Source organism: Acinetobacter lwoffii (genome assembly GCF_022967985.1).
In the GTDB taxonomy this organism is placed as follows: domain Bacteria; phylum Pseudomonadota; class Gammaproteobacteria; order Pseudomonadales; family Moraxellaceae; genus Acinetobacter.
Genome location: NZ_JALJVC010000003.1, coordinates 138,585 through 151,814, shown reverse-complemented (window position 1 = coordinate 151,814; position 13,230 = coordinate 138,585). Strand labels below are relative to the sequence as shown.

Annotated in this window: 12 protein-coding genes; 4 read left to right on the top strand and 8 right to left on the bottom strand. The window is 44.4% G+C overall.

Going from position 1 to position 13,230, the window contains the following annotated elements:
- Positions 1-20: 20 nt before the first annotated feature.
- The gene (gene orn / locus MWG72_RS03615) at positions 21-578 is read right to left on the bottom strand and encodes an oligoribonuclease (RefSeq protein ID WP_005107901.1); all 558 of its coding nucleotides are present in this window, start codon (positions 576-578) and stop codon (positions 21-23) included.
- A 125-nt stretch (positions 579-703) separates the two neighbouring features.
- On the opposite strand from orn, the gene rsgA reads away from it, so the two are divergent.
- The 4 genes from rsgA (at position 704) to secB (ending at position 3,037) form a co-directional block, all read left to right on the top strand.
- A complete protein-coding gene (gene rsgA, locus MWG72_RS03610; protein WP_114542008.1) occupies positions 704-1,762 on the top strand; it encodes a ribosome small subunit-dependent GTPase A in 1,059 nt (352 codons plus the stop codon).
- A gap of 93 nt (positions 1,763-1,855) precedes the next feature.
- Positions 1,856-2,263 (top strand): rhodanese-like domain-containing protein, encoded by a 408-nt coding sequence (locus tag MWG72_RS03605; protein ID WP_004278386.1) that lies wholly within the window; start codon positions 1,856-1,858, stop codon positions 2,261-2,263.
- Positions 2,264-2,284: 21 nt separating this feature from the next.
- Positions 2,285-2,539, top strand: coding sequence for a glutaredoxin 3 (gene grxC, locus MWG72_RS03600; RefSeq protein ID WP_004278388.1), 255 nt, complete (start codon positions 2,285-2,287; stop codon positions 2,537-2,539).
- A gap of 39 nt (positions 2,540-2,578) precedes the next feature.
- Entirely contained in the window at positions 2,579-3,037 is a 459-nt protein-coding gene (secB, locus tag MWG72_RS03595) for a protein-export chaperone SecB (RefSeq protein WP_004278389.1), read from the top strand.
- A 175-nt stretch (positions 3,038-3,212) separates the two neighbouring features.
- Here the strand turns inward: secB and MWG72_RS03590 are convergent, their stop codons facing one another.
- The 7 genes from MWG72_RS03590 to MWG72_RS03560 all read right to left on the bottom strand — a co-directional run bounded on the left by MWG72_RS03590 (position 3,213) and on the right by MWG72_RS03560 (position 13,128).
- Complete coding sequence (locus MWG72_RS03590) at positions 3,213-4,019, bottom strand: enoyl-ACP reductase FabI (protein ID WP_005107902.1); 807 nt, start codon at positions 4,017-4,019, stop codon at positions 3,213-3,215.
- Between the two features lie 127 nt (positions 4,020-4,146).
- Positions 4,147-4,968 (bottom strand): TatD family hydrolase, encoded by an 822-nt coding sequence (locus MWG72_RS03585; protein WP_247143244.1) that lies wholly within the window; start codon positions 4,966-4,968, stop codon positions 4,147-4,149.
- Positions 4,965-5,927 carry an RsiV family protein gene (locus tag MWG72_RS03580; protein ID WP_086044113.1) on the bottom strand — a complete coding sequence of 321 codons (963 nt, stop codon included), beginning with the start codon at positions 5,925-5,927 and terminating at the stop codon, positions 4,965-4,967. The genes MWG72_RS03585 and MWG72_RS03580 overlap by 4 nt, the downstream gene beginning before the upstream one ends.
- A gap of 44 nt (positions 5,928-5,971) precedes the next feature.
- Complete coding sequence (locus MWG72_RS03575) at positions 5,972-6,796, bottom strand: hypothetical protein (RefSeq protein WP_138743101.1); 825 nt, start codon at positions 6,794-6,796, stop codon at positions 5,972-5,974.
- Between the two features lie 111 nt (positions 6,797-6,907).
- Complete coding sequence (locus MWG72_RS03570) at positions 6,908-8,500, bottom strand: peptide chain release factor 3 (RefSeq protein ID WP_004647433.1); 1,593 nt, start codon at positions 8,498-8,500, stop codon at positions 6,908-6,910.
- A gap of 143 nt (positions 8,501-8,643) precedes the next feature.
- Positions 8,644-10,506, bottom strand: a complete 1,863-nt coding sequence (locus MWG72_RS03565) for a putative bifunctional diguanylate cyclase/phosphodiesterase (RefSeq protein ID WP_247143243.1) — start codon at positions 10,504-10,506, stop codon at positions 8,644-8,646.
- A gap of 435 nt (positions 10,507-10,941) precedes the next feature.
- On the bottom strand, positions 10,942-13,128 hold the full coding sequence (locus tag MWG72_RS03560) for a carboxy terminal-processing peptidase (RefSeq protein WP_004729560.1): 2,187 nt from the start codon (positions 13,126-13,128) through the stop codon (positions 10,942-10,944).
- Positions 13,129-13,230 lie beyond the last annotated feature (102 nt).

The window sequence follows — 13,230 nt, the reverse complement described above, 5'->3', positions numbered from 1 at the left end:
CTCTTTTTCATCTATCGGAATTAATCTTTATTCATGATGAAAAAATATTCACGATAGTATTTCAATTCCGCAATCGAATCACGAATGTCATCCATCGCCAGATGCGAGGCATTTTTCTTGAGACCGCTCATGATTTCCGGGCGCCAGCGTTTGGCCAGTTCTTTCACTGAAGATACATCCAGATTACGGTAATGGAAATACTGCTCCAGTTCAGGCATCAGGCGGTGCAAGAAACGGCGATCCTGACAGATCGAGTTACCACACATCGGTGAAGATTTTGGATTGACCCATTTTTTCAGGAATTCAATAGTTTGCTGTTCGGCATCCTGAGCGGTCAGTTTACTGCGACGTACACGTTCAATCAGACCAGACTGGCCATGCTGGCGAGTGTTCCACTCATCCATGGCATTTAACAGACGTGCAGGCTGATGTACCGCAAGCACAGGACCTTCTGCCAAAATATTCAAATTGTCATCGGTTACAATTGTTGCAATTTCAATAATTTGATCATTGTCTGTGTCTAGACCTGTCATTTCAAGGTCAATCCAAATCAGGCGGGTATCAGCGGTGCTGCTCATAAATGTGCAATCTTATTGGGTTTAAAAACAACTATAGTAGCAAATTAATTACATCTTGGGTGTCATTCGGGGGCTGCTTCATGCTATTTTTGCCATCTGATTTACCCGGTTTTTTTAGGATATGAATGGCCTTAATACGTAAGCGTCGTCTGACAGAGCAACAACAGCGCCGCATTCAGAAACAACAGAAAACACGTCAAGAAGATCTCGATACCTCCAGTGATCTTGAAGGTTTAGTGGTGCAACATTATGGCCGCCAACTTGAAGTGCAAGCTTTGTCTCGCCCTGACATTCACCCTGAAAAACCTGTGGTCGCCGATGGTGAGCCTGAACCTTTCTGGAAAGAGATTGAACTGGACAGCGTCTGGCGCTGTCATACTCGAACCAATCTGGATTTATTGGTCACGGGTGACCGGGTCAAATGGCAAGCCGATCCGAATACCGGTTTAGGAATTATCACCGCGATTCATCCCCGAAAATCCTTATTGACACGCCCCGACCGCTATCACAAGGTTAAACCGGTAGCGGCCAACATTTCACTGATTGTGATCGTGTTTGCACCATTGCCTGAGCCAGCGCCGGGCCTGATCGACCGTTATCTGGTGGCCTGTGCTGATGCTGATATTCCTGCGCTTCTGGTAATGAATAAAGCCGATTTGTTAAAAGAAAACGATCCGATTCTGACTCTGCTACAAGAATATCAAAACCTCGGTTATGAAGTAATGCAGACCCAATCCGATGGCGACCTAAGCGCTTTATCTAACCGTCTGGAAAATGAAACCGTGGCCTTTGTCGGTCAGTCCGGTGTCGGGAAAAGTACGCTGATTAATGCGATCGTGCCGGATGCGGCACAGAAAACCAATATTATTTCGGAAAACTCGGCGCTGGGTCAGCACACCACGACCTCAACGCGTTTGATCGGTTTTGGGGAAGGCGCGGCCCTGATTGACTCTCCGGGAATTCGTGAATTTGGCCTGTGGCATCTGACTTTAGATAAGGTACAAAGCGGCTTTCCTGAAATTGAAAATCTGCTCGGACATTGTCAGTTCCGTAACTGTACCCATAAGCATGAAAAACAATGTGCTTTACGCCAGGCCGCCGCAGCAGGTGAAATTTTACCGCGCCGACTGGACAGCTATTTACGTTTAATCGACGAAATCACTGAAGCACAGCAAAAAAATTAATTTTCTTAACCCTTGGCCCTTGAAGCGGTGATTTTGATCACCATATTTATGAGCTATACTCTTGGCAATTTTAAAATTGTAATTAGGTGAATTGTGGAACGTTGGTTCGAGTTTATGGGGAATCACCCCTTCTTATTTGGAACACTCGCGGTATTAGTGGTTTTGTTCTTCATTATCGAAGGTCAACGTAACGGTCGTAAAATTTCTCCGCAATCGCTGGGAATTTTAGTCAAAGCAAAAAATGCTATGCTGATTGATTTACGCGATGCCAAAGACTTCCGTGAAGGTCATATCAGCGGCAGCCGTAATATTCCATATAGCCAGATTACAAAACATGTTGAAGAGCTAAAAGCATCTGATCGCCCTTTGGTGTTCATTTGTAACCTTGGACAGGTGGCTGGTACTGCGTTACAGCAGGTCGGTCATGCCGATGCCTACCGTCTTGATGGCGGCGTCAGCAACTGGAAAGCTCAAGGTTTACCTTTGGTGAAAAGCAAATAATCCACGAACAGGAGATTGATCATGGCTGAAGTTACTATTTATTCGACGACAGTGTGTCCTTATTGCGTGCGTGCAAAACAGCTACTGGAACGTAAAGGTGTGGCATATAAAGAGATTAACTTGTCTCAAGAAGCACCAGAAGTCCGTCTTGAATTGATGCAGCGTACTAATCACCGTACCGTGCCACAAATTTTTATCAATGATCAGTTCATTGGTGGTTTTGACCAACTTTATGCTTTAGAGCGTGAAGGCAAGCTTGATGAATTGCTGGCTTAACTTTTATTAAAATTATCACTTCATATTAAGGATCAAAAAATGAGTGAAGAACAACAAGCTCAACCACAATTGGCATTAGAGCGTATTTATACCAAAGATATTTCTTTTGAAGTTCCTGGGGCGCAAGTTTTTACCAAGCAATGGCAACCTGAGTTAAACATCAACCTTTCTTCTTCTGCAGAAAAAATTGATGAAACTCATTTTGAAGTAGCTTTAAAAGTCGTGGTTCAAGCGACCAACGAAGGTGATACCGCGTTTATCGTTGATGTAACTCAAGCCGGTATTTTCCTGGTAGATGGCGTTGAAGAAGAGCGTCTGCCATATATCCTGGGTGCATACTGCCCGAACATCCTGTTCCCGTTCCTACGTGAAGCAGTGAATGATATGGTAACTAAAGGTAGCTTCCCACAGTTGCTACTTACACCAATCAACTTCGATGCTGAATTTGAAGCCAATATGCAACGTGCGCAAACCGCCGCTGTGGATGGTCAAGCTTAATCGCTATCCTTCAAATCTAAAAAAGACCGCTTATGCGGTCTTTTTTATTGCCTTGAGTGGCCTCCCCCTTTATCAAAGGGGGAATGAGGGGGATTTTAATCATTTCCTCACTCAGAGGAAGAAGTCATTTCCCTCTCTCTAACTCTCTACCTGAGGCAGAGAGAACTTATAGGATTTATTCCGAATCCGCCATTAAATCAGCGCTCATACCAACAGTGTTAAAGCCGGCATCAACATACAGGATTTCACCAGTGATTCCGTTAGCCCATGGCGAGCACAGGAATAATGCGGCATTACCGACATCTTCAATTGTCACATTACGTTTCAGTGGAGCAACTTTCTCATTCAGGTCAAGCATTTTACGGAATGATTTAATACCTGAAGCTGCCAAGGTACGGATCGGACCCGCAGAGATCGCATTCACACGAATACCTTCCTGACCCAAGCTAGACGCCAAATAACGTACGCCTGCTTCTAAAGAGGCTTTGGCCATACCCATCACGTTATAGTTTGGCATTACACGCTCAGAACCTTGATAGGTCAATGTCAGCAAACAGCCTTGACGGACTTGCAGCAAAGGTTTTGCCGCACGTGCCATTGCAATAAAGCTATAAGCACTGATGTCATGTGCAATATTAAAGCCTTCACGATCCGTGATCTCGGTGAAGTCACCATCTAGCGTATGTGCCGGTGCAAAACCGATAGAATGCACTACGCCGTCCAGACCATCCCAGTGTTTAGCCAGTTCGGCAAATGCATGGTCAATTTCAGCATCGACTGCCACATCACAAGGAAAAACCAGTTTCGAACCAAACTGTTCAGCAAAGTCATCTACCCGCTTTTTCAGCTTTTCATTTGGATAAGTAAAAGCCAATTCAGCACCTTCACGATGCAATGCTTGAGCAATACCAAAAGCAATCGATAATTTACTCGCAATGCCCGCGATCAAGAAGCGCTTACCCGCCAAAAGTCCTTGTGCCATGTGAATCTCACCTAAAAAAATGTATATGGCATGATGCCAAGTCTGGAGCATTTTAGAAATTGCATAATGCACCTTTTTTTCGATTTATGATGAACTGGGAATTTAAGACTGAGTTAAGAGTATTAACTTAAATGATCAAATGTAGGGCCTGATGAGTATTTTGCCAGAGCTGTTCAGCCAGTTCCTCTTTGTGCATATGTAGACTCTTTGCCAGTCCTTGCAGCACATAAGTTAAATTTGCAGGTGTATTTCGGGTACGTTGCTTGGTCGAGCTTTGACAACAGAGTGGCGTCATATCCGGACAGTCAGTTTCCAATACCAGATGTTCTGGCCCCACATACTGCGCCACTTGATGCAATTTTTTGGCATTTGGATTGGTGATTTGCCCGGTGATACCCAGTTTGAATCCCAGCTTGATAAAAGCTTTGGCTTCCTCAATTCCACCACCAAAGGCATGCGCAATGCCGCCCTGTTTAAATCGGTGCTGTTTTAAAATCTGCAAAACCTCCGCATGTGATTTGCGGATATGCAGCAAAACTGGCTTATTGAATTGTTGTGCCAATTCAAGCTGTGCAGTAAAAAAATCTTTTTGTTTCTGAAAAATTTCAGCCTGTTTGTGCTGTTTTAAAAAGGTATCCAGACCGATTTCGCCAATGGCAATACAATGCTCATTTTTAAGCAGCTGTTCCAGCTCCTGTAAATGATCAGTCTGATGCTGTTCAATATAAAATGGATGCAAGCCCGGGGCTAAATGACTTTGCGGTGCATTTCCCAGGTCATTGATAAAGTCGTGAGTTCCTAACAGATCAGCAAAACGGTTTTGCAAAAAACCAATTAAAACCAGATGCTCGACACCTGCCGCTTTTGCCGCATACGCCAACTGTTCCCGATCAGGATCAAAATCGGGAACATCAAAATGGGTATGCGTATCAAACAGTTTTAAGGTCATTTAGTTTTTTCAGCAGGCGCTGGCTGTGCCTCAGAGGCAGCTTTTTCAGTTTGAGGCAAATATTCAGGTTTCAGCACACCTTGTAGCTGTTCATAAGGAATCATTAAACGTGGCAAGCCAACTACATATGGCCCAATTTCATATTCGGCATATTGCAAGACCAGACCTTGCTGGGCCAGATAAAAATTATCAGTAAGCTTGAACTTCCAGGCTTGTTCATATTCCGCCACATCTTTGGCCAGATTGGATTCTACCACCCAGTTTTTAAACGCATCATAAGCACGCGCTTCCAGTTGGGCTTTCTGTTTGGCCGCAATAATGTCATCCAGCTTGACCAGTTTTTTCTGCTCCAGATCAAAATTATAATAAGTCTGTGCAGATGCGCCGTGTGCTCCTCCCAGATAATAACTGCTGTTCAGAACCACGGTCGCCAAAGGATCTCCTGAATTCAAAATCTTGGGCTTAATCATCAGGCTAATACTATGACTGGCACTCAGGGCCTTGAGCTCTTTATCCAGATTCAAGAAAGTTTGCATATAAGGTTGAGTTTGCTGCTCAAGCTGCTGTTTTGGTGTCACCACTGTTGCTAAAGCAGCTTTGGGTTCAGAGGCGGCAACGTCTGCTTCGCTGGCAGCGCTCACTTTTGCCGGTTCAATCGCATCAAGAGACAGGATATTTTTCAACTGTTGCAGAATCTGCTGGTCGATCCATTCATCAATAAAGCTCTGATTACTGTTCAGACGTTCGATCGAAATTTCCGGACAGCTTTTGTCTTCACATTCTGGAATCGCCAGCTTGAGCTTTTCGGTATCGCCACTGAGTTTAAGTGCTTCAGCTTCGGCTTGTAGTACCTCGGAAGCACTTGATTCTTCCGGCTCATTACTCTTCGGCTGACAGGCACTCAGCAAGATCGCTGATGCCAGGATGGATAGACAAAAGATATTCTTGTATTTTGGCATTCATTCACCTTTTTGGAACCTGTACGCTTGCAGGATCATGAGCTTTAAAACATATGCTGATAGATATCAGCTTTCAAGACCTGTTGTGTTTGTTGTTTTGTTAAATAAATATCCAGTTGTTTGGCATCTTTGCTAATTTCATGGCTGCGAAAATGCAGCCCAATGCCTTCCTGATCAAAGAACCAGTCAGCCTGTCCCCAATACAGTTTTTTCGGCGCTTTCTGCTGAACTTGCTGATCGTTTTCTTTGAGCCATGTATCATAGGCTTGCTGAATAATCTGATCCATTACTAACTGTTGCTTAGGATCGACAATATCCAGTGGGGTTAGCATTTTCTGCTGGCGACGATCAGCCACAAAAAAATAATAGCGCTCATGCACGCTGACATTTTCCTGTTTGGTATCGACCCCAATCTGCATCAACACATATTGATTGCGTTGGTAAGGAATACGGGTATATAGCGATAACTCATAAGCCTTGTTCAGATTGAGCTGCGCCTGCCACGCATCCGATTTTTTTACATAGGCATTGATCGCCTGCTGTAAATTCATGTCCTGTTTCAAGCCGATTTGATCCTGAATCACTTTGGCCTGCTGCTTTTCAATCCATTGGTTCATCCATGGATCAACCGTATGCAAGGTCTGAATATCCAGATTGATACAGTTTTTATTTTCACAAAATGGCAAGGCAATCTTGGCCGGCTGCTCTTGAATATTCAGATAAGGCAAAACATCTGCGGTCTGCTGAGCTGCGGTGATTTGCTCATTTTCCGGAGTATTAACAGGCTCTTTTTCGCTTTGATCACAGCCACTCAGGACAAGACTTAAACCAATCACAGAACCGAGGACGACTTCCTTGCTGAGCTTCATTCTCTTTGCTATATCTATCGAGTTATTAATTGCTTAAATGTAGCATAAAATAAAACAGCTTCCGGAGAAGCTGTTTGATATTTTTAAACTTTAGCTGCGGAACGTTAAAGTTTAGTGTTCACGCGTATTGTGGAACACGATGTCCGGATAACGTTCTTGCATCAGCTGCAAATTCACGCGGCTTGGTGCGAGATATGTCAAATGACCACCACCATCGACAGACAACTGGTCATGAGCTTTTTTCTTGAATTCGTTGAATTTCTTCTCATCATCGCAAGACACCCAACGTACTGTGTTGATGCTGACCGGTTCGTAAACACAATCAACTTTGTATTCTTCTTTCAGACGGTAAGCCACCACTTCAAACTGTAGCACACCCACCGCACCCACGATCAGGTCGTTGTTATTCTGTGGCATGAATACCTGGGTTGCCCCTTCTTCAGAAAGCTCTTTCAGACCTTTTTGCAGCTGCTTGGATTTTAATGGATCCTTCAAGCGGACACGGCGGAACATTTCAGGCGCAAAGTGCGGAATACCGGTAAACTGAAGTTTCTCACCCGAGGTAAATGTATCACCGATCTGAATGGTGCCATGGTTATGCAGACCAATAATATCACCCGGCCAAGCTTCTTCCAGATGCTGACGATCGCCAGCCAGGAAAGTTAAGGCATCGCTGATGCGCACATCTTTGTCCAGACGCACATGCTTCATCTTCAAGCCTTTTTCATACTTGCCTGAACAGATCCGCATGAAAGCAATACGGTCACGGTGCTTCGGATCCATATTGGCCTGAATCTTGAAGACGAAACCGGTAAAGCCTTCTTCATCCGCTTCCACAACACGATCTTGGGTCGGATGGGCTTTAGGAGATGGCGCATATTGACTGAAAGCATCCAGAACATGGTCGACACCAAAGTTACCCAAGGCTGTACCGAATAGAACAGGCGTTTGACGACCGGCCAAGAATTCTTCACGATCTAAAGGCTCATTGGCCATTTGTACCAGTTCCAGCGATTCTTCAAATGCCGCCCAAGCCAGCTCACCGACTTTCTCACGAAGATCAGGATAGTCATAACCATCTCGCACTTCGATCTCAGTAATCACTGAACCGAAACCGGCTTTATACACGTAGAATTTTTCTTCGATTAAATTGAATACACCGGCAAAATCACGGCCAGTACCGAGCGGCCAGGTGATCGGAACACATTTAATTTTCAGAACGTTTTCGATTTCATCCAGCAGCTCAAGCGGTTCACGAATTTCACGGTCCATTTTGTTGACGAATGAAATGATCGGTGTATCGCGCATTCGACACACTTCCATCAGTTTAATGGTACGGTCTTCGACACCTTTTGCCCCGTCAATCACCATCAGCGCAGAGTCTACTGCGGTTAGGGTACGATAGGTATCTTCCGAGAAGTCTTCATGTCCCGGGGTGTCCAGAAGATTGATCATCTTGTCTTTAAAAGGAAATTGCATCACCGAGGTGGTAATCGAGATACCACGCTCTTTTTCCATTTCCATCCAGTCCGATGTTGCGGCCCGGTCAGATTTACGGCTTTTTACCATCCCGGCCACCTGAATAGCCTGACCCCATAACAGCAATTTTTCTGTCATGGTGGTTTTACCGGCATCGGGGTGGGAAATAATAGCGAACGTACGTCGCTGGGCGACTTGTGCCGCCAGTTCTTGCTTAAAGCTCATGAAATACACCTACTGCTCAATGCACAGCATTCGAGATCAAATTCGATCAATATGAAAAAAATTGGCGATATTGTAGCAGAGTTTCAGGGTGGAGTTCCGTTAGCCATGTTGTCTATCCTGACGCTCAATGAATTAGAGCGCTATTAACGGAATTGTAAGTTTTCTAGTCGTTGTTCATCTACCGGCAAGCCCAGCAAAAAGCCTTGTAACTGTTCACAACCGAGCCGGGTTAAAATTTCTGCTTGCGCTTCTGTTTCAACACCTTCGGCGGTCACCACCAAGCCCAGTTTTATGGCCAGCTGAATAATGCTTTCCAGAATCATTTCCTCTTTGGAGCCGACTGCCAGATTTTTGATAAATTCCCGGTCAATTTTTAACTCATCTACGGCGAAATTCTTTAAATAGAGAAAACTGGAATGCCCTGTACCAAAATCATCAATGGCTAGACGGATGCCCATTTGTCTTAAGCGCTTAAAGCTGCGCATACTCACATCAATATGATGCATGGCAGTCGATTCAGTAATCTCGATCATTAAATGCTGAGGACTGATTTTATATTGTGCAAATAACTTTTCTAAAGTACTAAACAAATGCTTATGCTCAAATTGTACTGCAGACAAATTGACCGCGATAGGGAAAAATTCAGTATGTGTCTGTTGCCATTTTTGAATCTGCTGACAGGCCAGCTCCAATGCACAATAGCCCATTTGAATAATCAGTCCGGTTTTTTCAGCCGCATTGATAAACAGATTCGGGCCGAGCAAACCAAACTGGGGATGGTTCCAGCGAATTAATGCCTCTACCCCACACAAGCTACGGTCTTTGGTCCGAAACTTGGGCTGATAAAACAGCACAAACTGCTGCTCTTCCACGGCTTTATATAGGTCATTAATCAGGGTACTCTGGCTCTTGCTTTCATCCTGGTCGGTAGAATAATTAAAGACTGAATAGGTATTGCGCCCCTGATACTTGGAACTCAGCATGGCGGCATCAGCATTGACCAGCAGATCCTGTAAATTCTTGCCGTGTTCCGGATACATGGCAATGCCAATACTGCCCGAGATATGAATACTCTTGCCTTCAATCAGGAAACTTTCCTGAATCAGTTCAAGAATCTGTTCTGACATTTTTGCAGCTTTGGCGACAGATGTGTTTTCCAGTACCAGCAGAAATTCATCCCCACCAATTCTGAGCAGCTTGGAATGATGGCCTAATAACAGATGAATCCGCGTGGTCAATTGAATCAGCAACTGATCACCGACCAGATGGCCAAACACATCATTGACTGCTTTAAAACGATCCAGATCGATATATAATAAAGCAATTTCATGCTGCTGTTCGGACTGACCTGAAAACAGCAGATTTGCATATTCAGCCAGATACAAACGGTTAGGTAATTTGGTCAGATTGTCCTGAATGGTCTGATTTTCAATTTGTTGATTGGCCCATGCAAGCTGACGGTTGCGTAATCCCACACGCAGTTCGGACACGATGATACAAATCAGCGTTACCAGCAGCAATCCACTCATCAGTATCATGGCCAGAAATAGCTGATCATGTGCCTGAACTAATTCCGGTGACTGTTGCATATGGGCGGCAGTAAAATTGAATGACATCATGCTAATAGAGTGCATGCCAAAGATGCTGAGTGCGATCACACCTAATACGAGAACTGACCGGAAAAATGACCAGGTACTTCTGGTACTTCTGGTACTTAACCAGAGGATAAACATAGATGCAGTGCATATCACCAGAACAGACAGGAGCATCAGGCCCAAATCCATCTCATATTTATTCAGCACAAAACTTGCTGTCAGCCCAATAAAATGGATCAACCATATGAATAGGCCCAATAGCATGGCGGTTAGCATTAAATTGAAGGTTTTAAAGTTTAGCTGTAAAGCGCCTGAAGCAAATTTTTTAATCCGTGCGATGAGATAGCAAGCAACCAATGCAGAAAGAATGGACCCGATGAACAGACCAATATCATGCTGAATATCAATCATAAAAAATGTTCCCCATCGGTGATCATTTTTATTATGCTCTGCACTGATATTTCCATTTTCACCCGATCAAATTTGAACTCAGTAAAATCTCAAGACTGACTATCCATGCAAGCCAATTGGTCTGCAACAACATCAGTCTTAACTAAAATTTAGAATTTATATTTCTTTCTTTTGAAGTTGAGAATTGCCCCAAAAATAAAACTCAACAGAAAAATAAAATACAACTTATATATTAGAAGTGTTTCAAATTTAAGCAAATATTTAGCTTCATTTTTTTAGCTCATTTATTCGATCACCATCACAATTTTTTTCTTTTTATTTAGACAGATGGCACTTCATAGCAAAATTTTATTTGGATTTTTATGCAGATTTGCAAAATAAAAAAATAGCCTGTCGAAACAGGCTATTTTTATCAACGATCAATGAGGCTAAAACTTAGGGTTTTGCCTGTAATTTGGCATAGTCCAGTAACACATTTGCCGCTTCAATCACAAACGCTTCTTCTTCAGGCAGAGCCGGACGTTCTTTGGCCTTCATCTTGGCACGTGTTTCAATCAAGGCATCCAGTGAAGCCTGATAACTTTCCCAGTTTGGATAAGGTTTCAGACCTGTTGCAGCTCGACGAGTGTTTTCTGCGTCCAGCGTTTTTTGCTCCATGGCAATCAACTCAGCTTTACGCTGTTGCAAGTCCAGTACCTGACGTTTCTCTTCTTCGGCTTTCTTCATCACGGCTTTACGCTGTTCTAAATACTTGAACTGAGAATCCAGTGTGACCCGTTGCTGAGAAAGTTTGGCCAATTCAGGGACGTATTTCTGTACAGCCCCTTCACGTTTAAATGGTGCCGTTGGAATGGTATCCCACTGCAAGGCATTTTTAGCCTTACGCTCACCAAACTCTTCGTTATAAATATCGACCAGTTTAATGTCTGGAACGACCCCTTTATTCTGGGTACTGCCACCGGTCACACGGTAGAATTTACGCTGCGTCAATGTCGCCTGACCATGCGCCAGACTATCCAGTTGTACTTGTGCTGTACCTTTACCTGTGGTGGTACTGCCAATCACAATCCCGCGTTCATAATCCTGAATCGCAGCAGAGTAAATTTCACTGGCCGATGCAGAGGCCAGATTCACCATCACTGCCAATGGACCTGCATAAGTTTGTGCACCGCCATCATCATCTTCAAAGACGCTGACATTACCATTGCCATCACGGATCTGCACCACTGGGCCAGACTTGATCACCTGCCCCAACATACGTGCCACTTCTTCCAGTGAACCACCTGGGTTATTCCGTAAATCGATAATAATCCCAGCAACATTCTTCGCTGCCAGCTCTTTCAAGGCCTTGTTGGTATCTTCAGATACCGAGCGATAATCGGTACCAGCACGGCGTGCGCGATAGTTCAGGTAGAACGATGGAATTTCGATCACACCATATTGATATTTCTTGCCATCGCGTTGAATGTCGACCACACGTGTACGCACACCGGCATCTTCTTCCTGAATCACGTCACGGGTAATGGTCACATTACGTGCCTGCCCCATGGCAGCACCCGCACCGAGCAAGCGTAGAGTGACTTTCGTGCCACGTTTACCACGAATCAGACCGACAATTTCATTACTTGGCCAGCCAATGACATCGACCATTTGCTCGCCGTCTTGGGCTACACCAATGATACGATCACCTGATTTAACTTGACCGGATTTGCTGGCCGGACCACCTTCAACGATGGTTTCAATCTTGGTATAATCTTCATTGCCACGCTCCGGACGAATCGATACGCCGACGCCTTCCAGCTGTAAAGTGGTCTGACGATTCAGCTCCATCGCATCCACAGGCGGGAAGTAATTACTGTGGGGATCATAAGTCAGCATCATCGCGTTCAGTGTCTTGTCGAGCACATCATCACTTTTGACGCGGCTGAGACGTTCCAGTTGACGGGTATAACGCTTGGTCAAGGTTTGCGCAGGCGTTAGATCTTCAGGACCAGTCAGGTCTTGTCCATTGGCCAATTCCGGATTGGCTTTCAGCGCTTTCTGCTTGGCCAATTCCTCTTCTTTACTGATGGTCAGATTGATCAGCTGAGACACTAGCATTTTTGACCAGTGCGCACGCTGTTCAGCCTCAGTTTTAAAGAATGGCGCTTTCTCACGATCCGTTTCGATATAAACATTTGGCTGATTCAAATTCTGCGGTTTTTTCAGCTCATTCAACATATAGGTGTAGAACTGGTGCAAGCGCTGTTGATATTGCGCATGCATTTCATAAGGGCCAGACAAATTGCCGGCTTTCAGATTGGCACCAAAATTGGCACCATAGCGTTTCTTATAGTTTTCAACTTCTGGGGCCAGAAACAGACTGTGTTCCGGATCAAGACTATCAATATAGAAATCAAAAATACGCTGCGAAGTCTGGGCATCCAGACGCATATTTAAATAATGCTGACGGTCAACCAGGGTTGCCAGCTGACGTGACACCAGCGCCTGCTCTTGAGATGGCTGAATTGCTTTACTGACCACTTCATTACTATTGGCCGCAATCGCATCATTCACTACATGGGTAAAAAAGAATCCACCTGTCGCAATCGCAACTGCGCAAGCTATAGTTTGAAATTTCATAAATAATTCGTACTTCCTTGGCCTAGAGACCAATGTGACCGTGTTGCTTTTCGACCAGAATTTAACGTATTCAGCATCTTAAACAACTTAATATGTTTATGT